A 20669-nucleotide genomic window follows, 5' to 3' on the forward strand; every position below is an offset into this window, starting at 1 on the left:
AGATCAAATGTACCTTCGTCCCGCAGGATTGGGACGGGATCATCCCGGCACTGCTCGTCGGCAAGTTCGACGTAATCATGTCTGGCATGGCGATCACGGAAAAACGCAAGCAGAAGATTGCGTTCTCAGTTCCCTACGCCACCGGCTTCAACCAGTTCGTTGTGCGCAAGGACCTGGGTCTCGATCCTGGCGACATCAAGGAGAAGGTCAACCTCTCGAGCATCGGGGACAAGGAAAAGGCGACCATCGAACGCCTCAGATCGACACTCGCCGGCAGGGCGATCGGGGCCCTGCGCTCATCGAATTCGGAAGCCGTCGTGAAGGAACTCCTGGGCGATGTCGTGACCGTCCGCAGTTATGACAGCCAGGACAACATGAAGCTCGATCTTGCCGCGGGTCGCATCGACGGCGGTCTGGCCGACTATTTCACCTGGCGGGATTTTCTGGAGACGCCTTCCGGCTCGGATGCGGTGTTTTTCGGCCCCGAACTGAAGGGTGGGCTCTGGGGGCCGGGCGTCGGCGCCGGTATGCGCAAGGACGATGCCGAACTTCTCGCCAAGTTCAACGGGGCCATCGACGCGGCCACCAAGGATGGAACGATCAAGGCGCTGAGCCTGAAATGGTTCAAGAGCGATATCTCACCGGCCCTCCCGCAATAGGCGGCACCGACTTCGACATTGACGTGGCGCTGGCCGGAACGCCGGCGCCCTCCCCTCCTTCAAGGCGAGCTTCATGAAAGACCAGTTCTGCGCGGTCGTTACCGGCCAATCCCTGATCAAGCACGACATCCGTGACGTCAAAGACGAACGCTTCATCGCGGTTATAGACTTCCTGCGCCAAGGCGACGTCGTCTTCACCAACTTCGAGTCGACGATCCTCGGCAAGCACGGCGGGTGGCCGACCAAGGGCAAATACTTCGGCTATTCCACGGCTGAAGTGCTCAACGCATTGCAGGCCATCGGTTTCAACGCGCTTGCGCTCGCAAACAACCACGCCTTCGATCTCGGAGCTGGCGGCATCCTCTCGACGCTGGAGGAAGTGGAAGCGCGCGGTTTCCTGCATGCCGGCATCGGAGCCGATGAGACTGACGCCAGGAAACCGGGCCGCCGCCGGCTGGGCGCGCGCGAGGTCGCGCTTCTTGCGATGGATGCAGGCCCCGGCCCGACCAATATGTATGCCGAAGACCGCACGGCCTTCCGGCCGCCTCGGCCCGGCGTCAATCGCCTGAACACCGTTCGCAAGATGGGGGTGCCAGACGGACATTTCCGCAGACTGGCAAGGCTGGGCGCTCATTTGCAAAGTTCGCCTTTTGAACTGGCCAACTATGCGCAACCGGAGGACCCGGTAGAGGTGTCGGCTGACAAGGAGATCAATTTCTACGGGACCGTGTTCACGCAAGCAGCCCATTTCGGCCGTCTGATCGAAGTCGATCAGCGGAGCGCGACTGTCCATCTGTCCGCCATCCGGCACGCGGCGGCACAAGGCGATTTCGTCATTGCCTATCTGCACCACCATCATTGGGAACCAGGTTGGCAGGACGTACCGCGCTGGGTGCAGACCTTTGCCCGGATGTGCATCGACGCCGGCGCGAACCTCTTCGTCAGCCACGGCGCTCCGGTGCTGCAGGCCGTGGAAATCTACAATGGCTCGCCGATCTTCTACGGCCTCGGAAATTTCCTCTTCCACGTCCATCCCGACGAAAACGAATGGGATCCACCGGAAGTCTGGCAAAGCATCGTGGCCGCCTGCCGCTATGATGCGGGCGGAAACCTCGCAGAAATAGATCTCCTCCCCGTCGTGATCGGCGCGGAAGCTCAGTCTCTCGGATCGGCAACGGGCCGATTGGTACCCGTCGCCGTCACTGGAAGCGCGGCGCGAGACATCCTCGAGGGATTCGCGACCCGCTCGCGGGCGTTCGGCGTCGAAATCGAAGTGTCCTCGGCTTGCGGTCGCATCGCCGTGCCCGCTGCCCGAAAATACGGCTGACGGGCCTGACTGGCCGTCAGGCGGTCTTGAATTCGGCCGGCGCGGGTTCGCCGGCCGTCTCGATATTCGCCTTTGTGTCTAGGACCAGTTCTTCTCCTAACGCTGCGATCAGGGACGAGACGCGACCGCGCACACGGGGCGGAAGAGTCACTAGCCCCTCAATCAAGCGCCGACCCTCCGCGCTGGCAATGAAATCCAGGCGCTCATCGACCGGCAGGGGCCGTGCCTCGACGCGGGTCTTATCGTTTCCCGGCAGGCCTTCGAAGAAGCGACTGACGGGAACGCCCAGCGACGTAGCGATCTCGTAGAGCATCGACGCGCTCACGCGATTCCGCGCGTTCTCGTATTTCTGAAGCTGCTGGAAACTGATGCCTATCAACCGGGCAAGCTGGGCTTGCGATACGTCGGACTGGACGCGAACGGTCGCTATCTGCCTGCCGACATGCTGATCGGCGGGATGAGGGTCACTCTCGATCTTTAGCTTCGGCCCCGTCCGAAGGACGACGGTTCGTTGCGGTTTCAACAAGGCCTTTCGATCCTCCACGAATCAGCCGGAAAGAGAGTCTGTCGCTACGCGCCGAGTTCTTCGCGTCGATGTTATCTGCAGTCGAATCGCCATTTAATATACCTTATAGGGTGCAAAATGACCCTATATGTGGCAAACAAAATCGGCCTGCCGATTGTGGACTCATGGTCAGTCCACGACAGATTCGAGCCGCACGGGCTTTGCTTGGTTGGTCGCAGCAGGAGCTTGCTGACAAGGCAATTGTATCGCTGAATGCGCTGGCCCGGCTGGAAAACGGCAAGGTGGATTCCCGGATCAGTACTCTGCAGGCCATCGAGGCGGCTCTGATAAAAGCGGGTGTCGAATTCTTGTCCGCTGGCCAAAAGGGTGAAGGTGTACGGCTCTTAGATCCTCAGGTTTGAATGTCCCGTGACGGAAAGGCAGTTCTCGCAATTGCAATTGCCACCAGTACCCTCCTGGGTGACGAGAGGCGAAGTCGTGGTATTGTCGGAATCAGCCATGATCCGAGTTTCCCGAACCTTGGTTGTGGTAAGACTGGGATGACTGCTGACGCACGTCCCCCACCTAGTCTTTATGTGCGCCCTGCCGCTGTGCTTCGGCCCAGAAGGCTTGGTGATCGATTTCATATCAGATGAGCTATAAGAGATCAACTTGAAATTAGATGATATGAAAGAAATTACCGGCGGCCAGATCAGAGCGGCGCGAGCGTCGATACGTTGGAGCGCTGAAGATTTGGCCGATGCAGCTAGCGTGGGAGTGGCGACGGTCAGGCGCGCAGAAGCTGCGGATGGCGTTCCTCCGATCACCATAGCAAATCGAAACGCGATCCGTACTGCCCTTGAAAAGGCGGGCATCGAGTTCATTCCGGAAAACGGCGGTGCCGCTGGCCTGCGCTTGGCGAGACGGCAATAGCGACCGCGGAACACAGCTTCGAGCGATCGTCAATCTGACACCGACCTCCAGCCGCCCTGCGCCGAGTCCGACCATACATACGTATAGGTTACAGTGAACGACCGAAAGTGGCCGAGAGCTGTCTGTCTGCTATTGAGAACAACACTCTAAAATTTGCCATTCTGAGCGCAGAATTCCAACGGCTAATGAGGTCACCGGGCCGCACGGCCCTGTGGCCTCGGCAGGCTAGTAGCGGCCTTACAAGTTGCTCTACGCTGGGTTGTCAATATGAGCAGAACGGACAAACTCATACCAAAGGAAATAATTTGGTTAAGCGCATACTCCTACGGCTGCCTTCCACTTCGGCCTCGGAGCACTTCACACTGACGTGCCTGAGGTTTGGCGTACATATCCAAGAATTACCACCCCCGGATTTGCGGGCGATAGTGCCCCGCCCCCTGGTCGGTGGAAGGCTTGTCATCCCTCAACCCGCCGGCGTTTCAAGGCCGAACGGACCTGCGCGTCAGGACAGGCGACTAAGTGGTTAGCGTAGGTAGATCGATCCAGCGTGAAACCGTGCTGGTCTCAGGCCTACTGGCCTACCGAATGCATCGCGCCGCGGCCGCGTGCGCAAACGCTATTGGTCGCGAGGTCCTGATGCTGCCCCAGCTTGCCGCCCGGCTGTGCGGCGGCTTCGTCGAAATGGCGCCACCCGAAGTGCTCTTCCCCCTGATCAGGGCGGCGCTGGTCGAGGGGGGCTTCAGCAAGTTCAACGACATTGCCGGCTTGCCCGGCATGCCGCGAGCGGTAATGCAGGCATTGGGCAAGATCTGGAATGCCGATCTAGAGCTCAAATCCCTCGCCGAACGCGGCGAGCAGATGGCTGACCTCAAGCGTATCGAGGCCCAAATCCGTGGCCAACTCCCCGCAGCTTGGCTGCTGCCTTCCGACCTGCGTGACCGAGCCGCCGCGCGTGCCGACAAGGCACCGAAGCTGTTTGGCCCGATTGTGCTTGACGGCATTGTCGATATCGAGCCGCTATGGCGTCCGCTGATCAATGCCATGGTGCCGCATGTCGAGTGGCGCACATCGGGAAAGGTAGACCGCAAATGGTTTGCCGGGCACTTGGTCGAGCAGCCCTTAGAGACCTCCGAATTCCGTCGGGTGGAGGCCGTGGCAGATCACCGCAGCGAGGTGATCGAAGCGCTGCGCTGGGCGCGAGAGCTCATGAGTAGCGGCACGGTCGTCGCTTCCGACATTGCTATCGCCAGCACTTCTCCGAGCGACTACGACGAGCACATGCTGGTGCTCCGCCGGGAGGCTTCGCTGCCGATCAACTTCGTCGGCGGCATTCCGGCCCTGTCAACCGCCGCCGGCCAGACGTGCGCTGCGCTCGCCGACATTCTTTTGCGCGGTCTGAGCCAGGATCGGGTCCGCCGGTTGCTGCTCGGGCTGCCCAAGTCCGGCGCCTTGACACTCCTACCGGCCGACTGGTCACGGGGCATCCGGCCGGCCGCGTCGCTGAACAGTGTGGTGCAGTGGGAAACGACGCTCTCCAAAGCCAGGGACCGCCGCGCTGACAGCGACCTGGCCGAGCATGTCTTACTGCCGATCCTGCGCCGGCTCGATAAGGGGATTGGCGAAGCGCTCGAACTCGGCGAGCTGCTGCTTGGTGCCGACGCAAAAGACATCTGGAAGGACGCGCTGCGAGCGTCGCCGGCCGAGGCGCTGGCCATGTCGCTGCAACATCTGCGGGTCGCCGACGAGAACGACGCCGCCAATTCGGTCGTATGGTGTTCAGCGGATCAACTCGCTGCCAGCCCTCGTCCCGCCACCCGACTGATCGGGCTGTCGGTCAGGTCGTGGCCCCGAACCGGCGGCGACGATCCCCTGGTGCCGCATCATGTGGTGCCACGGCGCGAGTTGCAGGCGCGGTCAGTCACCGAGATCGATCGCACGAGCTTCGACATCATTACTGGCCATGCCCGTCACCTGGCTTTATCGCGCAGCCGCCGCTCAGTGCGCGGTGGGCTGCAGGCCGCAAGTCCGCTATGGCCCAAGGAGGACGAGGTCGAACTGGCGCGCATGCGCGTGCCGGTGCATTGCTTCTCGGAAGCCGACCGGCTGCTTTCGCGCCCGACCGACGCGATGGCTGATCCCAAGGTTTCGCGGAGCCGCGCCCGTTGGCGGGCGGCGCTGAATAGTGAACTAAACCCGTTCGATGGGTTGATCCCCCCGAACCATCCGGTCATCCTGAGGACGCTCGAGCAGCCACTGTCCTCGATCGCGCTTCGGCTGCTTTTGCGGGATCCTCAGGCTTTCATGTGGCACCGCGGGTTTGATTGGCGGCCGAGGGAATTCGCGCACCGGCCGCTGGTCTTGAACGCGGCAAGCTTCGGCGAGCTGGTGCACGAGCTCATCGCCGCCAGCGTTCGTCAACTCGACCGACTGGGTGGGGTTCAGAAGACGTCGACCGACGAGCGCGAGCAGGTTGTCAGGGACGCTGCCGCCGGTATAGAGGCGGCATGGCCGCTCGAGCGAGCTGTGCCGCCGGCGACGCTGTGGGCCACCACAATCGGCAAGGCCGTCGATCTAACTCTTCATGCGCTCAGGATCGACGAGGACTTGCCGCATTCGCTCAACACATGGACAGAGCTCAACTTCGGCGGCGCTACGAATCCTGCCGGCGCACCATGGCCCGAGGAGCTTGATGTTATCCTCGACGGCACCGGCGTCCGGGTCATCGGCCGCATAGACCGGCTGGATTTGGCGAAATCGGGAAGCGTAGCGCGGATCACCGACTATAAGACGTCAAAGCCCGAGCTATCTCCCGACGACCTGGTGATGGACGGGGGCCGGGAGCTCCAGCGGGTGCTTTATGCCATCGCCATACGGACACTCGCCCGGCCCAGCCGTGTCGTTGCCCGATTGCTGTTTCTCGGTACTCTCACCACGACGAGACCGCTCGAGAACGACCGCCTCGATAAGGCCATCACGGATTTGTCCGCTTTCGTGAACGCCGCGACCACTGCGCTCAAGAGCGGGTTCGCCATCGCGGGCCCCGACGCCTTCGAAAAGTACTCCGCCTATCGCCTGGCGAGGCCGGCTGACCTCCAGGGTTACCTTGCTGACAAGGGCGACGCCCTCTCTGTCGCCAATGCGCCGCTCGAGGACTGGCGCTCATGTCCTTGATCGTCCCGGACCAGGATGCGCGCGAGCGCTGCGTCACCGACTTTTCGACCAACCTTGTGGTCGAAGCTGCGGCGGGGACCGGCAAGACGACGCTCATGTCGTGCCGGGTGGCGATGCTGTTGGCCGAGGGGCGTCACCCCGGCACCATTGCCGCCATCAGTTTTACCGAGGCATCGGCTTCAGAGCTGGGCAAGCGCATCCACTCGGTGGTCGATGAGCTATTATCGGGCAGCGTGCCACTCGAACTCAAGGCCACCTTGCCGAACGGTCTCAGCCCCGAGCAGGAGAACGCGCTCGAAGTGGCAGTGGCCTATATCGACGAGCTGACGGTGACGACTATCCATTCATTCTGCCAGCAGATCATCGTCGACAATGCGGTCGAGGCCAAGCTCGACCCCGGCATCAAAATCGCCGACGAAATGGCGGCGGACGCGATGTTCGATCAGGCGTTCTCGGACTGGTTCATTAAAGCCCTATCGAGTGGCAAAACGCTCGATCGGGCCGTCGTTGTCCTAGCCGAGGACGATCCGCTCGAAGTCGAGCGCGAGCTAAGGGACCTGGCCAATGTCCGCCGGCAGCATCGTCGAGCGCTGCCGCCGCGTCCCGATTTTTTGGCGCGGCCGGACATCGAGCTGGTCGACGCGATCGATGCCTATGCGCGCTGGGTTGCCGACCATCCGTTCGACAAGAAGACCAATGACTACGTGGCCGGTTTCGACCAGCTGCGCAGCTATTATGATGGTGCGTTCGCCCGCGAGGTGGATTTCGACACGCTATGGCGGCTGACCAAGCCCCCGCGGGTGGGCGCGATGAAGTGGAAGAGTTTCGAGTTCAAGGCTTTCCAGCGTCTCGGACCGTTCAAGAAGGCGCATGGAGAAGAACAGGGCGCCCGGCTGCATGATAAGGTGCTCGCGCTCTATCAAGCGGTTGGCGAAAAGCTGCTGGCGCTCCTCGCCCATGCCGGCAGCCGCATGATCTGGCAGCTGTCGGGCTCGATGCAGGCCGCGATCGACGCCTATGACGAAATGAAGCAGCGCGCTGCCGTCATGGATTTCGACGATTTGCTTGCACATGCCCGCGACTTGGTGATTGGCAACAAGCAGGTTCGGGACAATGTCGCGACGCGGTTCCCGATCATCCTCGTCGACGAGTGCCAGGACAGCGATATCCTCCAGATCGAGATCTTGTTCGCCATCGCCGCCGACGGGCCGGTCAGCGACTGGCGGCAGGCCCGGCTGCGGCCCGGCGCATTGTTTTTTGTCGGCGATCCTAAGCAGAGCATCTATCGCTTCCGGAATGCCGACATCGTCGCCTATCGTGCGGCGCGCGACCTCATCATCAGCCAGCCCAATGGCGCGCTCGTCGAGATCACGGCGAACTTCCGATCGCGCAGTTCGATCATCGATTTCGTGAACCTGAACTTTGCCGAGGTGTTCGATGGCGGCAGCCAGCCGGCCTATGTTGCCCTTCATCCGACGATCGAGCACCAGCCGGCTGCCATGCCGCATGTCGTCCGGCTCTCGATCGGAACCGAGGACGAAGGGCCAGGCGAGGTGCGTAGACTCGAGGCGCTCGCCGTCGGGGAGATTTGCGACCAGCTGATCGGCCGGCTGCCGGTGCGCCAGAAGGATGGAAGCGTGCGGCCGGCGCGAGCTGGCGACATCGCGCTGATGGCGGCGAGCCATACCGAGCTCTGGCGCTACGAGCAGGAACTCGAGCGGCGCCGGATCCCGGTTGCCTCGCAGGCCGGCAAGGCACTGATGCGGCGGCCCGAAACACTCGATGTGCTGACGCTGCTGCGGGCCTTGTCCGATGCCACCGACAAGCTCGCTTTCGGCGCCCTGCTGCGCGGGCCGATCATCGGCCTGAGCGATGCTGAGCTTCTCGATATCATCAAAGAGCTCGGGGAGTGGAAGGATGGACGGCCCCCCGATCTGAGTTTGCTGATTGATGTAAGTGTCCTTTCGAATGCCTATGCGAAGTCGGCGATCCAAACGCTGCAGCGGCTGCGACGGCGTTCGTTCGTCATTCCACCGGCGCAACTGCTGTCCGAGGCGATCGAAGCGTTGTTAATGCGACCGATCCTCGCGGCGCGCCATGTCAGCCGCAATGCCCGCGCGATCACCAATCTCGATGCGCTGGTCGAGATGGCCCGCCGCTACTCGGTATTCGGCTTGTCGAGCTTCGTGGAGGAGTTGCAGCAGCAATGGGAGCGCGGCGCCATCGTACAGGAAGGGCGAAGCGACAGCGTCGAAGAAGCCGTGCAGATCGTCACGATGCACAATTCGAAAGGGTTGGAGTGGCCGATCGTCATTCCGATTGGCACGGCGACGAATTTCCGTCCGTCCTCGCAATTTGTTCACCAGCCCAGTGACAACACGCTGCATTGGGTGGTGGGCGGCGTGGCTCCGGCATCCCTCGACGCGGCCCGCAAGGAAGAGGCGCGCCAGCAGGCTCTTGAGCGTCAGCGGATGTGGTACGTCGTCTGCACCCGGGCGCGGGATCTGCTAATCGTGCCTAACCTGCCGACGTCGCGGGCCGCGTCGTGGTACCGAGCCGTGCGGCTTGACAAGCTCGAATTGCCTGAAGTCAAACTTGATCTATTGCCGGAGAGGGTTCTCGAAGATCGCGCAGGAGAGGACAATCTGCAGACCGCGGAGAAGTTTGCCGAGGAGGCCGCGATCGTCGTCGCGAGCGCCCCAGAGCTTCGGTGGCGCCAGCCGAGCCTTCATGATGCCGATCGCACTCCTCCTGACATCGATCTGCCGCCATCGAGCGAGCTGACCGATCCGGCGCCGATAGGCGGCGCCGGCCCACTGCGCGGCACGCTGCTCCATAAGCTAATGGAAGAGGTGATTGCAGGCGAGCTAGAGGTGAGCCTCGAAGCGCTGACCCATCGTGCCGATGAGCTGCTGACCGAGCTGCGCGCCCAATTGCCAGACAGCGAAGTCGAGTTTCCTAACGCCAATCAGGCCGCCAAGTCTATCCGGGACACGGTGGCTATCGGGGACGTCGCTGCAATGTTGCCGTTTCTCGTGGCAGAGGTCCCAGTGTGGCACTCGGATGGAGCCACCCTCCTGGCGGGTCGCGTAGACGCACTGATCGTACGCGACGGCAAAGTGCTTGGCCTTCTCGACTGGAAGTCGGATACAGCGCCGTCGCCCGAGATTAGGTCTCGCTATGTGACTCAGGTCAGCGACTATCTGGAAATTACTAGCGCGATCGCCGGCGCGGTGGTGTTCATGACGACCGGTGAACTGATTTGGATAGGGGCTCGAGACCAACTTCTTACGCAGCTCAAGTAGGCGCTAGCCCGCGTTGTTCTGCCTGCGTGTGGGATGTCTGCTTTCAGAATCCGCACGACCGTACCTAAATGGCCAGAAGGAGGCGCAAAGCGGTCATGCGTAGCTTCAGCTGCGGCATGGGGACATCACACAAAACCATAGCTTTTAAGGAGATGGTGTATCCAGAAAGGGCTCATTTCAAAAACCTGCCGGGACACCAACGCGCGATCGGGATGTATTTGGATCGGTTGGTCGGCCGTCACATCATAGTAATTTCGGGAAACCTCCCCTGGCCACGTAAAGCTCGGTTCAAATGGCACTGCCGCATGCGGATTAAAATAAACGTGCAGCCATCTAGATGGCTCTCGCGATGAAACGAGGAATGCTGGATGTGCACGTCGGAGCCTATGATATCGCCACCGAAATCCCATCTTTGCGTCACGAGGTAGTTCAGTTTGTCGATCTGAAATCGATGAGTCCCGAGCTGCCACAGTGGTGACCCAAGCTGCACCCTTTCTTTCTCTATCACTCTGTAGCGGGTTGCCCTGACAAGCCTCTCAATCCTGCTTTCAGCGACGGCCTTGCCGAAAGTCCCGACTGTGGAGAAGATGACTGCGCTGATCTCCGTAAAGGAATCGTTCGTGAAAATCCCCATTTCTACAGGCGCGCCGGAAGCTGTCGCAAGCGACCTTATCCTGTCTTGCCTAAGCTCGGTTCCTTTAAGCTCCGGGGCACCGACGCCGAAGAGAACCAGGTTGATCAGCTCATTGTTCTGCATGAGGGATTGACTACTATCGAAGGGGGCAATGGCAATGACGAACGGTCGGCCCTGCACATGGCCCAGCGAAGAATAGGGATGCTTTTTGCCCTTGCTGCCTCGAAATATTTCCAACTTGTCCCTGATTTTCCCAACTAGCTTTAGCGCACCGCGATCCTTGAAATCTTGGTAGCTGGAAGGCTGCCATTCTTTGTCGCCCGCAGGCTGGTCCGATATCACCGCTTCGATGTTGAATTGATAATTCCCAGGCGCCGTCACGAAGAAATCTGGCGAGGATTTGGAATAGTCCACGCTACAGCCGAGGTCAGTCAAAGCTTTGTTGAGATAGATCTCCCACATCGATGAATTGAAGGTCGATTGAAATTCCTTGGCGAATTTTTCCACCTCGCCGTTCCGGCCAAGCAGGCCCGCTGCCCAACTTTGAATTACCGGCATCACCTTGGAATAGCTTGGATTGGATCGAATTTCGCGAAAGCTCTTGTGGAGTTTGCTGTCTGGCAGTCGCGGCTCAAATAAGTCTAGCATTCTTGAATCGTCCCTAGCCCGTCTTATGCACGACGATGGGCTTTTGAGGCTGGCGGATGTAGTTTAAGCGATTGATTTGGCGTAGGATTCGGTTGCTTAGGCCAACCCTTCCACCGCATCTCGCGAGCCACACCCGCCATGACCGAGAATACGTTGCTGCCGCTGTCTTTTCCAGCCGTCGGACGCAAGAAGATCACAGCTGCGTTTGACGGCGGGCGCATCACCTCGGATGGCGGCGTCATGCTTCTGGCCGCAGCCGAGCGTCGCCTGCAACTGGCCGACAGGCTGGCCGCGGTGATCCACGATCGGCGCGATCCAGAGCGGGTGACGCACGCCATGGCCGACATTCTGCGCGCCCGCATCTTTGCGATCGCGTGCGGCTACGAGGACGCCAATGATCTCGACCGACTGCGTACCGACCCGGCCTTCAAGCTCGCCTGCGGGCGGCTGCCCGACAGCGGGATTGATCTGTGCTCGCAGCCGACCTGCTCGCGGCTGGAGAACCTGCCTGACCTGCGCACCGTCATCCGGCTCAGCTGGGTGCTGGTCGATCTCTGGCTGTCGAGCTATGCCGCGCCGCCCGCAAGCGTCACGCTCGACATCGACGACACGGTGGATGTCGTTCACGGCCATCAGCAGCTCTCGCTCTTCAACGCCCACTACGACGAGCGTTGCTTCCTGCCGATCCACATCTACGACGCCGCGACAGGACGCCCGGTCGCCATGATCCTGCGTCCTGGCAAGACCCCGGCGGGCAAGGAGATCCGCGGCCATCTGCGCCGTCTCGTGCGCCGCATCCGCGCCCGCTGGCCGACCACCCGCATCCTGATCCGTGGCGACAGCCATTACGGCCGGGCGCAAGTCATGGCCTGGTGCGAGAACAATGCGATCGACTACCTCTTCGGCCTACCCGGCAACAAGGTTCTGCAGCGGCTCGTCGACGAGAGCGCCGACGACATCCGCACCCGCCGCGCGCTCGAGCGCAAGCCTGTGCTGCGCGGCTATGCCGAGACCCGCTACAAGGCGAAGTCCTGGAAGGCCGAACGCCGCACCTGCGCTCGCATCGAGGCAACCACCCTCGGCCTCGACATCCGCTTCGTCGTTACCAATCTCGACAAAGGCTCCGCCGAGCACATCTACGACGTTCTCTACTGCGCCCGCGGCCAGGCCGAAAACCTGATCAAGATGCACAAGAGCCAGCTCGCCTCCGACCGCACCTCCTGCCGCTCACCGATTGCCAACCAGGTCCGTCTTGTCCTGCACACCGCCGCATACTGGTTGATGCTCACCCTGCGCGAGGCGGTGCCCACGACCCATCATCTGCGCAACGCCGAGTTCGCTACGCTGCGGCTCAGGCTGCTCAAGCTCGGTGCCCGCGTCATCGAAACCGTCTCGCGCATCCGCCTGGCCTTCGCCGCCGCCTGTCCCGAGGCAAGTCTGTTCCGGGCGCTCGCCAGCAATCTGCTACCGGCAGGACCATGACCGCCGGGGCAGCAGGCCCCGCCGAAACCACACAGCCTCCACCCTCCAGCGCGTTCACAAGTCCAGACACAGCCGCGGTGAAAAAGACGCCGAGCCGCCACCTGTCCGCCGCTCAGCGGCAAACAAACCCAGATCCGTCATGAATAAGGCGGGCTAGCCCCGTGGATTCTTGAAGCTGCATTTTGATTGCCCCGCCACGTGGAATCAAATGAGGCCTCAAGAGTTCCGGTTGCAGGGAGCATTATCCTGAAACAGCGGATAGACTGATATCGCAAGCGACGAGGCATACAACCGTGGTGCCGCACGCTCACAGACTCTGGCCAGCGCATCACTAGGCTTTGCGACCCTAAAGCAGCAGCGACACATAATTCGATTCGAAAATCCGTTGCTCGCTCTCGATGGCCAGACGCAAATGGCAGTAAAGCGCCCAATATTTGCGCCAGACCACGTCGGTTGCTGGCATGTATTCGATCGTCAAACCGATCTCGGTAGCGGCTTCCCAGCCGATCATCTGAGCATGCGACTGATATTTGGCGACGTCCATCAATTCGGTGGTGATTTTCGAGAAATTCTTGCCCCGCCGTTTGAGCAGATTCTCGGCGAACGACCGCGCCCGGTCCCTGACCGACTGGAACTTGCGCACGATCGTGGGGTCGAATTTTTCGAAGGTGATCCGATCCGTAAGATCGCCAGGTGCTTCGCGAAGCGCCTTTTTTGCCGCGTCATAGGCGTTCAGATAGGTCAAAACGGAATAGACTACGTCGGAGCCGTTGCCGTCCTTGGATGAGACCTGAGGATCGATCGGTCCGAGTTCCGACGAGTCGCTCATGACGATCGTGTTGGCGCCGAGCGCCATCAATGTTCCGGCGCTCTTGGCAAAATCCGGGACGATCACCCTTAGTTGCCCTTCCTCGCCGGCCGCGCTCCTGACCAGCGTGATTAGCTTTTCGGCTGCATCAATGTCGCCGCCGGGCGTATGCAGCAGCAGATCGATGGGGTCGCCTGGATTGATGTTGTGAAGCATGTCGACGAAGCCAAGCGTATCGATGCGGTCGACAGCCGCCTTGTTGCCGGCCACGTAGCAGATCAATTTGGGCTGATCCCTTTCGATGTCGCGGATGAGCGTTTGCCGTTGATAGCGCGCCGCATTCATCGCTGTGTACATGGGTGTCTTTTCAATCGCACGCGGCGGCTGCGGCGTAATTGGTTGCGGCTCTTCGGCTGCTTCTGCGCTATCGATCATCGGTCGCTATCCTTAGCCCAGGCAATCCTGCCGTTACGAATGAAGTAATGACACCGTCGTTGACTTCCCTTGAAATCCACACTTGGAGAAATGGTTAGTCGAACGACTTGGTTCAACGTCCAGTAGGGCCGCCGACTTGGATCGGCGTTAAGCATGATCCGATGTCCAGTCCGACAAGGGCAATCAAAGACGATCCACTTCATTCGATTGACGTCGCCAATGAGCGCGACACCGTTGCGCGGCAACCTGTCCGGCACCTCGTCGGCCGACTCGGTCGCACCGACCACGCGCCAGCGCCAGATCGGAAGCCATTGCCACCAGGAAATCTTCATGCCGTGCCCCACAACTGGCCTAGGAACGGCTCCTCATCGCCCGCCCCCCACTTACCCTGGGCCACATGGCAATAGTGGCCCTGGCGCGGCAGGGCCTCATTGGTCGAGATCTCGCGCTCGTGAAGCCTCAGCAGCGTCTCGGTCGGCCTCTCAGGCGGACCGTAGCCGATCAGGCGATCGAGCAGTTCGTTAACTGCGGCGGCGGCGACTGCGGTCGTGAAGGCAACGACCGCCGGTTCGACCTGGCCTAAGGCCGGCGCGTAGCCCTCGTCTGCCAATCGCTGCCGCTCCTCGGGCGTGCGCATCTCGGCGGCCGCACGTGCCATATCGACCCGACCACGGCAGACGAGACAAGCCGCGCCGGCCGTTAGCGTCGTTATCCGGCCGTCAATGCCGGTCAACACCCCTGTGCGATCGCTGCTGAGCAAAACGCCCACGTCAATCACCGGGGTCAACAGGAAGGTCGACAGTCGCGACAAGACGAGCCGGCCTGCGTTGTCGTCGGTACAGCCGAAGACGAGATCGCTTGCCCGAAGGGCCTGGGCAACATGCTTGACCGTCACCATGCCCTGAATCGTTGCACAGCGAAGTTCGGGAGCGATCCGCGTCAGATGCGCCGCCAGCACATCCACCTTCGGTTGGCCGACTTCCCGCGGTGTCGAGCCATACACGCGAGTGACGTTGCTCGCCGACAGGGTATCGTTGTCGATCAGTAGGAGATGTCTCACGCCAAGCCTAACAAGCTGTTCAGCGACGGCCGACCCGGTGCCGCCGGCGCCGACAATGGCAACCCGAATATCGCCGAGCACACTTTGAATATCGGGGCCAAAAGCGCGCACATTGCGATCGAAGACCGCGTCCGGCGTCGCGGCTTGGCTCGCGAAACTCGGCAGAAGGCGCCAGCGATCACCGACCATCCACACGCGATCAATCGGCGCCGTCTCACCGTCTTCAGGCGTGACCTCGCCGCTGAAGACAAAGCTCTCGCCACGCGGTGACGCTATCAGCGTCGCGTATATGCCAGAGCCGCTGCGCAGTTGAAAGAGATCACCGATTTCACGGTCAACCTGTCGGTCGTGGGGGCTCGGCAGCGGGACGCCCTCTTCGCCGGGATGGGTGTGAAACCAGATCGGGACCGCACCGTCTTTTTCGGCAGCGCCGAGCGCGCCGACATAGCCTTCGGAGCGGATCAGCATGTGGTGCGAACTCTGCTCGCAATAGGCCGCCTGCGGCACCCAGTGCAGCGATCTCCCAAGAAGACGAACCTCGGCACGAGTGTCGATACGCCGCGCAAGAAGGACCGCTGCGCATTCAAGCGGGTTGCGCGAGGCTGTCGAGATCTCGTCGGCGAGCGAGCCCGGAAGGACCAAAGTGGTGATCATGCGGCGCGCGCCCTCCCGGCAACGTCAAGTTCCTTCCTGACGAGAGTCAGGTAGCTTTCGAGCGAGTCGATGCCGGACCGCCACTGTCCAGCCTGAAAGTGGCGCGACCAACGCTGCCATGTACGGCCGAGATAGGCCTCCTGCGACTGGGTCGCCTCGATCACCTGCCCATCCGTACGGCGCACCGCAGGCTCAAACCACCACATGTCTGGTGCAACATCCGGGTACCCGGGCGACAGCCGCAGCAGGAGATCAGCTGCGACGGCCGTGAAACCGGACGGCAGCGGAAAGGATGGGATAATGATAGCGATCATGCCGCCATCGAGCGAAACGCTATGGCCCGGCGCCCGGGCCTGCAGATAGTCCTGGTCGACCGCTGGCAGCATCGTCGCCTTCCCTCACCCACGGCCAGGATTGATCTGCGCCGGCGCCGTGAAAAAGCGCAGACCATTGCGCATCTCGACCTTCGCGTCAGCCTCGATCTTTACGTCGGATCCGCCCGGCACGACCTCGAAGAGATCGCGATCCGGCCCAATGTGGGGCTCCGGCAACTGACGCAACTGCGCTCCCGTCAGAACCGCCTCGGAGACCTTGTAGTTCATGCGATCTATCTTGATCTCGAACGTCTTGGGACGGTCGGGACGCCCGTGCTCGTCATTCTGTATTTCGCTCATCGTCACCTCCATTAAGTGATACCGTGATACCATGATACCATGATGGTTGACAATAGGCTTGTTTTGGTGCAAAACAGCGCCATGAAACAAGCTAAAGCGATGACTGTTCGCCTATCCGAAGAGCAGGCTCAGGCCCTGGAGATGGTCGCCAGCGTTGAAAATCGGCCCGTGTCCGATATTATTCGGGCAGCCATAACCACCCATATTGAGACCCGCAGACGTGACCCAAGCTTCCAGGCCGGGCTCAAGGACCGCATTTCACAAGCGCGTAAGCTGCTCGACCGCTAGTTGGTCGTGTCGCCGTCGATTACAGGTGAAGCATGAAGAAAACCACCAAGGGTCTGACGCCTAGCGCGCCCAGCCATATCCTCGGACAGCGCACATTCGCGGCGATCACAGCCGTCGAAGGCATCAACTTGAGCGCGGCTAGCCGCAAGCGTCTCGCGGACCTGAAGAAGCGTAAGCTTTCGCCTGACGATCAGCGGGCCGAGATCATCCGCGCTTACCAGGACGCCAAGTCACGCGGGTGATGTCGGTCGGTTACGACGCCTTCGACGATCCCTACGCCTACAAAGGCACCACGACGTTAAAGAACAAGCTTGGCTTGCGCGATCCCTCATTGCTCGAGGCGTTTGAGCTTGAAATGACAACGCTGCGGGCTGGCGAGCCGCTCCCGCGCGGTCGTTATGACCCGAGCCACTATCGCCGCGTCCATTATCACCTGTTCCAGGATGTCTACAGTTGGGCTGGCAAGTACCGCACGGTGCGAACTGCGAAGGCTGGCAATCCGTTCTGCTTTCCGGAGTATATCGACGGCGAGATGAAGCGGCTTTTCAATGTGCTTCCGTCGGTGATTGGAGCAGAGACCGCTGAGGCTTTCGTGACCGAGGCGGCCCATTTCCTGGGCGAACTGAATGCGATCCATCCCTTCCGAGAAGGCAATGGCCGTTCGCAACTGTCATTCATGGCGATGCTCGGCGAGCGCGCGGGATATCCCATGGATTTTAGTCGCATCAGAAGAGAAACATTTTTGCCGGCGATGATCACAAGCTACGCGGGCGATCTCACCCGATTGGTCCTGGAGCTTCGTCATCTGCTCCGTTGAGATCTTGGGTGTGCGCCGTTCAATACGTGCGTCTATCGCGTGCGCCTAAAACCGGGCTGAGGCATGTGCGACGAGCGTGCCTGCAGAGCATGAGGAACTGTGGGGAGGTTGGTCACGGAGGCTCTCCGAGCGGGCGGGAACCGCGCCACAGAAATTGCCCGTTTGGTCGGCCGCAACGTGACTGCCCCACAAATCCTCAAGGTCCCCAATTTGGACCGATATCCCGCAACGATCAGGGTGTTGACTGGACACCCGTTCGAGGGAGCGCGGGGTGGGCGTCAGGCGACTTAGGTGGGGCAACAAAGCTGAGGGCCATAGCGACAGCAAAGAAAATGATGCCGTTTCGGATAAGGTCGATCGCGGCAGATGCTTCGTTTGCTCGAATCATATTGAGAACTTCGAAGCTGGCGGCAGCCTCATTTAATGTCTTTCGAGCGCCCTCCCCGCCCGCTTCGACAGCATTCATAAATTTCGCGCCATAACCGAATCGAGGCTTGGGTCGTAGGCCTCTGAATCCAAGAATGGCTCCGTATAGGAAGAACACCATCGACAGGAATAAAAGCGTAAGCACGGCGATCTTGATTTGCGATGCAGCCAAGCCGTCGACAATCGTTTTCGCCACTGCTCCACCCACAGTCAGCGCAATAGACAACGACGCTGTAAGTTTCGATAGTTTGTCATCCAGTTCTTTTGCGCGCGTCCATTCGGAATCAACATACTTCTTAATGTCATCGTCACTGAGCGACCTAATATCGCTGAACGATTCGTGTGAATCGAGTGATTGAAGTCGCTTCGCTATACGACGATTGACCAAAGGTGTCCGAAACGCATCGAACAGATACGACCAAAGGACTCTGATCACGTTTAGACCTCCGAAGCCAGCTCCAGGGCAATGGCCTCCGAGATTCCGCGACCATCACGATCCAACCAGCCCCACTCACCTGTCGGGTTGATTTCTATAAACCAGTATCGCCCTGCGGAGAGAGCCAAATCGATCGCACCATATCTTAGCCCTAGTACACTCATCAGAGCCTGACAACGTCGTTCGAGTTCGGCCGGAAGTTGGTGCTCTTTGTAAATGAGTTCCGCCTTTGACCGTAGACGCCAATCCCCTTCAACTCCACCTTCTTCAGTTTCCACTGTGCTGCACCAAACGCATTCGCCGATCAACGTGACTCGGAGATCCAGCTTCGGTGATAGGAGCGCTTGGCAGGTAACAGGAACCGTGTGGAAGTCCACGTCGACGCAATCAGACCAGTTGGTAAGGATGGTGTATCCGAAATGTTGACTGCTCCCCTCCGATAGTAGAACCGTATCAATGCTCTTGATTGCCAATTTCTGCCCCAAGAGACCAGGAACGTCGGCGGTCTTGTCATTTGTGATCAGCGTTTCAGGCACGTCGAAACCGAGCTTATACGCCTCCCGCAGCTGATACGGCTTTGATTCCGCGCGATACGTCGCGGCAGGATCATTGAACCAACGGGCATTATCAAAAAGCATCAGCCCACGCATTGCTGCAGACCATTGGGAACGATCGAGTTGCTCCTCGGCGGTCAGCGCCCTCCCTGGCGTGTTTCTGAGAAACGTTGGCTGCCGCCACCACACTGATCTAAGTTCAGCCCCTACGTGCCATACATGATCGGCATAACTGCAGGTCAGGCGTGCTCTCAACGGGTCTATTTGAAGTCCAACATCCGGCAATTGTTCTCTGTTCAACCGCAAATATTGAACACCCATTGTCGAAAGATGATAGCAGACGCGATCGGTGGAGAGATCAGCCAAGCTCGATAAGAGCAGTACATCCACCTCAATTGGCAAAGTTATTCCCCTTTTTGATCCTCTCCGGTTTCAAGGTCATTTTTCTTGGTAACGGAGTCATTCCCATCCTGGAAAGCTACTAGTCCATTCCGATTGCGCCAAACCCCAGCCGAAAAATCATAAGTAGCGTCCTTCGGCTGTCCGTCTCCATTTGCTTGGTATTTCTTAGCTTTGGTTTGCAAAAAATGCATCAGGGTTGTCCTTATTTTGGAGAGCAGTTGTGAACGCGGCAGATAATCAAGTACCGTATATGATAAAGAAAAACAGTGAACATGCAAAATCATGGGCCGGTGATTCAGGCTTGCTGATCCCGATCTTTCAATCTGTCCAAGAGGGCGGTGGACAAAGCCGAATCAAGGCATTTCCCACCGAGCCTCCCCACGACCCGTTCTGAAAATACGAGAGCTTTGGCTGTCAGGCGCGTATTCAACCTGCAACAAACTCGGAGCCAGTTGCAGGAGGCGATGTTGCATGCCGGTGACGCGCTTGAAATCCGGTGTCGTGACCGAAACTACCCCGTTGGCCCGGTCTATATTGATCCGACCAGGGATCGCCGGCTGACGAATGCTGGAACAGCGCCCTGCATGGTCCACTGCTGCGCGATCCACTTCAAAATAGGTCCAGACAGTGCCTCGGTCCGGAATTGCTTCTAGATCGCGGCGGTATCGACGGTCGGCCAATGCGCCTGGTCACTAAGCGCTGTGACCTCATTGGAGCCAAGCCATTGATTCATCTCACTGCGCGTTACGAAATTGTTGCGTCTCGCGGATCACCGCCATAGCTGCGACACGCGAAGGATTGACTCTATGGCGAGTGAGGCGCGAAGCCGCCATTCGCAATCCGGCGTACACATGCCAGTTGCTGGAAGCGTATAAGACATTTCAGGAAAAAGCCCATTCCTCATCGGCCGGCGTGACCAACCCCCGCCGCAACCGGCTGTGAAGTTCATGCCACGACGGGTCAGACACGAAGCCTTTCATGCTTCCACATGCTTCGACGAAGGAAATGTCGCCCAAACGATCTATACGATCACTCATCCCGCCGTTCCTGCCATTTAGGAATAGCTCGAGCGGATCATCATCGCACTCAATTACCCGATGTCCCCAAGCCCCCGGCACGTCGTCGGCTGCGAGAGCCTGCCGAAGATCTCCATCCACGCCTGCGGCCTCGAGCGCCCGGCAGACGACATAGCGCATCAGGGGGTAGTAGATCGGCTGATAGCTGCCTCCAAGCGCACGCACGCAGGGCAGGATCGACAAAACCAGAAACATCAGCAGGAGATTCGGGACCAGGCTGCGGTTTGCCAGCCGCTCGAGTATGTCGGGGGCTGTGAAGCACGCCACCTTCATACCGGTCGCCGGATCGATGAGTTCTCCGGCGACCAGACGCAGCGGAAGGCGTTTGCCATTTTCATAGAACCAGAAGAAATCAGTACCCCGAGCGAGCCAGCC

General features: G+C 59.9%; 20 protein-coding genes and 1 pseudogene. 10 read left to right on the forward strand and 11 right to left on the reverse strand.

The features are described 5' to 3' along the window. Positions 1 to 659 (forward strand): transporter substrate-binding domain-containing protein (locus NR193_RS32465; protein WP_256754741.1); only part of this gene is annotated, 659 nt, incomplete at its 5' end. Between the two features lie 73 nt (positions 660 to 732). Beyond that, positions 733 to 1986, forward strand: a complete 1254-nt coding sequence (locus tag NR193_RS32470) for a CapA family protein (RefSeq protein WP_256754742.1) — start codon at positions 733 to 735, stop codon at positions 1984 to 1986. Between the two features lie 16 nt (positions 1987 to 2002). On the opposite strand, the gene NR193_RS32475 is transcribed toward NR193_RS32470, so the two are convergent. Continuing rightward, entirely contained in the window at positions 2003 to 2512 is a 510-nt protein-coding gene (locus tag NR193_RS32475; RefSeq protein ID WP_256754743.1) for a helix-turn-helix domain-containing protein, read from the reverse strand. Between the two features lie 164 nt (positions 2513 to 2676). Here NR193_RS32475 and NR193_RS32480 point away from each other — a divergent pair, with 164 nt between their 5' ends. The 4 genes from NR193_RS32480 to NR193_RS32495 all read left to right on the forward strand — a co-directional run bounded on the left by NR193_RS32480 (position 2677) and on the right by NR193_RS32495 (position 9900). Next, complete coding sequence (locus NR193_RS32480; protein WP_023669162.1) at positions 2677 to 2913, forward strand: helix-turn-helix domain-containing protein; 237 nt, start codon at positions 2677 to 2679, stop codon at positions 2911 to 2913. Between the two features lie 265 nt (positions 2914 to 3178). Continuing rightward, complete coding sequence (locus NR193_RS32485) at positions 3179 to 3424, forward strand: transcriptional regulator (RefSeq protein ID WP_256754757.1); 246 nt, start codon at positions 3179 to 3181, stop codon at positions 3422 to 3424. Between the two features lie 636 nt (positions 3425 to 4060). Next, positions 4061 to 6595 (forward strand): PD-(D/E)XK nuclease family protein, encoded by a 2535-nt coding sequence (locus NR193_RS32490; RefSeq protein ID WP_256754744.1) that lies wholly within the window; start codon positions 4061 to 4063, stop codon positions 6593 to 6595. After that, the gene (locus tag NR193_RS32495; RefSeq protein WP_256754745.1) at positions 6586 to 9900 is read left to right on the forward strand and encodes an exodeoxyribonuclease V subunit beta; all 3315 of its coding nucleotides are present in this window, start codon (positions 6586 to 6588) and stop codon (positions 9898 to 9900) included. Before NR193_RS32490 ends, NR193_RS32495 begins: the two co-directional genes overlap by 10 nt. Before the next feature lie 238 nt (positions 9901 to 10138). Here the strand turns inward: NR193_RS32495 and NR193_RS32500 are convergent, their stop codons facing one another. Then, positions 10139 to 11182, reverse strand: coding sequence for a hypothetical protein (locus tag NR193_RS32500; protein WP_256754746.1), 1044 nt, complete (start codon positions 11180 to 11182; stop codon positions 10139 to 10141). Positions 11183 to 11320: 138 nt separating this feature from the next. On the opposite strand from NR193_RS32500, the gene NR193_RS32505 reads away from it, so the two are divergent. Beyond that, entirely contained in the window at positions 11321 to 12664 is a 1344-nt protein-coding gene (locus tag NR193_RS32505) for an IS1380 family transposase (RefSeq protein ID WP_256754747.1), read from the forward strand. Positions 12665 to 13010: 346 nt separating this feature from the next. Here NR193_RS32505 and NR193_RS32510 read toward each other — a convergent pair whose 3' ends face one another. Genes NR193_RS32510 through NR193_RS32530 form a run of 5 tightly spaced genes read right to left on the reverse strand, consistent with a single transcriptional unit; the run spans position 13011 to position 16295 of the window. Further along, complete coding sequence (locus NR193_RS32510) at positions 13011 to 13907, reverse strand: hypothetical protein (protein WP_256754748.1); 897 nt, start codon at positions 13905 to 13907, stop codon at positions 13011 to 13013. Next, positions 13904 to 14239 carry a DUF6527 family protein gene (locus NR193_RS32515; RefSeq protein ID WP_256754749.1) on the reverse strand — a complete coding sequence of 112 codons (336 nt, stop codon included), beginning with the start codon at positions 14237 to 14239 and terminating at the stop codon, positions 13904 to 13906. Before NR193_RS32515 ends, NR193_RS32510 begins: the two co-directional genes overlap by 4 nt. Next, positions 14236 to 15621, reverse strand: a complete 1386-nt coding sequence (locus NR193_RS32520; RefSeq protein WP_256754750.1) for a ThiF family adenylyltransferase — start codon at positions 15619 to 15621, stop codon at positions 14236 to 14238. The genes NR193_RS32515 and NR193_RS32520 overlap by 4 nt, the downstream gene beginning before the upstream one ends. Further along, positions 15618 to 16007: an E2/UBC family protein gene (locus NR193_RS32525; protein WP_120017677.1), complete on the reverse strand. Its 390-nt coding sequence runs from the start codon at positions 16005 to 16007 to the stop codon at positions 15618 to 15620. The genes NR193_RS32520 and NR193_RS32525 overlap by 4 nt, the downstream gene beginning before the upstream one ends. A gap of 12 nt (positions 16008 to 16019) precedes the next feature. Further along, positions 16020 to 16295: a multiubiquitin domain-containing protein gene (locus NR193_RS32530; protein ID WP_256754751.1), complete on the reverse strand. Its 276-nt coding sequence runs from the start codon at positions 16293 to 16295 to the stop codon at positions 16020 to 16022. 39 nt (positions 16296 to 16334) lie between these two features. On the opposite strand from NR193_RS32530, the gene NR193_RS32535 reads away from it, so the two are divergent. From NR193_RS32535 to NR193_RS32545, 3 genes are read left to right on the forward strand one after another with little or no spacing between them, the layout of a single operon-like run. Then, positions 16335 to 16583, forward strand: a complete 249-nt coding sequence (locus NR193_RS32535) for a DUF6290 family protein (protein WP_120017675.1) — start codon at positions 16335 to 16337, stop codon at positions 16581 to 16583. Between the two features lie 32 nt (positions 16584 to 16615). Next, positions 16616 to 16825: a hypothetical protein gene (locus NR193_RS32540; RefSeq protein WP_256754752.1), complete on the forward strand. Its 210-nt coding sequence runs from the start codon at positions 16616 to 16618 to the stop codon at positions 16823 to 16825. Next, positions 16825 to 17400 (forward strand): Fic family protein, encoded by a 576-nt coding sequence (locus NR193_RS32545; protein ID WP_256754753.1) that lies wholly within the window; start codon positions 16825 to 16827, stop codon positions 17398 to 17400. Before NR193_RS32540 ends, NR193_RS32545 begins: the two co-directional genes overlap by 1 nt. A gap of 232 nt (positions 17401 to 17632) precedes the next feature. Here NR193_RS32545 and NR193_RS32550 read toward each other — a convergent pair whose 3' ends face one another. From NR193_RS32550 to NR193_RS32565, 4 genes and pseudogenes are all read right to left on the reverse strand, one after another. Further along, on the reverse strand, positions 17633 to 18262 hold the full coding sequence (locus NR193_RS32550; protein WP_256754754.1) for a hypothetical protein: 630 nt from the start codon (positions 18260 to 18262) through the stop codon (positions 17633 to 17635). Positions 18263 to 18264: 2 nt separating this feature from the next. Beyond that, a complete protein-coding gene (locus NR193_RS32555; RefSeq protein ID WP_256754755.1) occupies positions 18265 to 19218 on the reverse strand; it encodes a RimK-like protein in 954 nt (317 codons plus the stop codon). A 2-nt stretch (positions 19219 to 19220) separates the two neighbouring features. After that, positions 19221 to 19502: a hypothetical protein gene (locus NR193_RS32560; RefSeq protein ID WP_256754756.1), complete on the reverse strand. Its 282-nt coding sequence runs from the start codon at positions 19500 to 19502 to the stop codon at positions 19221 to 19223. A gap of 597 nt (positions 19503 to 20099) precedes the next feature. Beyond that, positions 20100 to 20669, reverse strand: a pseudogene (locus NR193_RS32565) (hypothetical protein); the annotation flags it as partial.

Origin of the sequence: Mesorhizobium sp. Mes31 (assembly GCF_024519675.1) — a bacterium.
Taxonomy (GTDB): Bacteria; Pseudomonadota; Alphaproteobacteria; order Rhizobiales; family Rhizobiaceae; genus Mesorhizobium.

Bases quoted from the DNA above. Each gene is read 5' to 3' on its own strand.
- NR193_RS32470 (WP_256754742.1), top strand. From the start codon at position 733: ATGAAAGACCAGTTCTGCGCGGTCGTTACCGGCCAATCCCTGATCAAG.
- NR193_RS32480 (WP_023669162.1), top strand. From the start codon at position 2,677: ATGGTCAGTCCACGACAGATTCGAGCCGCACGGGCTTTGCTTGGTTGG.
- NR193_RS32485 (WP_256754757.1), top strand. From the start codon at position 3,179: ATGAAAGAAATTACCGGCGGCCAGATCAGAGCGGCGCGAGCGTCGATA.
- NR193_RS32490 (WP_256754744.1), top strand. From the start codon at position 4,061: ATGCTGCCCCAGCTTGCCGCCCGGCTGTGCGGCGGCTTCGTCGAAATG.
- NR193_RS32495 (WP_256754745.1), top strand. From the start codon at position 6,586: ATGTCCTTGATCGTCCCGGACCAGGATGCGCGCGAGCGCTGCGTCACC.
- NR193_RS32500 (WP_256754746.1), bottom strand. From the start codon at position 11,182: ATGCTAGACTTATTTGAGCCGCGACTGCCAGACAGCAAACTCCACAAG.
- NR193_RS32505 (WP_256754747.1), top strand. From the start codon at position 11,321: ATGACCGAGAATACGTTGCTGCCGCTGTCTTTTCCAGCCGTCGGACGC.
- NR193_RS32510 (WP_256754748.1), bottom strand. From the start codon at position 13,907: ATGATCGATAGCGCAGAAGCAGCCGAAGAGCCGCAACCAATTACGCCG.
- NR193_RS32515 (WP_256754749.1), bottom strand. From the start codon at position 14,239: ATGAAGATTTCCTGGTGGCAATGGCTTCCGATCTGGCGCTGGCGCGTG.
- NR193_RS32520 (WP_256754750.1), bottom strand. From the start codon at position 15,621: ATGATCACCACTTTGGTCCTTCCGGGCTCGCTCGCCGACGAGATCTCG.
- NR193_RS32525 (WP_120017677.1), bottom strand. From the start codon at position 16,007: ATGCTGCCAGCGGTCGACCAGGACTATCTGCAGGCCCGGGCGCCGGGC.
- NR193_RS32530 (WP_256754751.1), bottom strand. From the start codon at position 16,295: ATGAGCGAAATACAGAATGACGAGCACGGGCGTCCCGACCGTCCCAAG.
- NR193_RS32535 (WP_120017675.1), top strand. From the start codon at position 16,335: ATGATGGTTGACAATAGGCTTGTTTTGGTGCAAAACAGCGCCATGAAA.
- NR193_RS32540 (WP_256754752.1), top strand. From the start codon at position 16,616: ATGAAGAAAACCACCAAGGGTCTGACGCCTAGCGCGCCCAGCCATATC.
- NR193_RS32545 (WP_256754753.1), top strand. From the start codon at position 16,825: ATGTCGGTCGGTTACGACGCCTTCGACGATCCCTACGCCTACAAAGGC.
- NR193_RS32560 (WP_256754756.1), bottom strand. From the start codon at position 19,502: ATGATTTTGCATGTTCACTGTTTTTCTTTATCATATACGGTACTTGAT.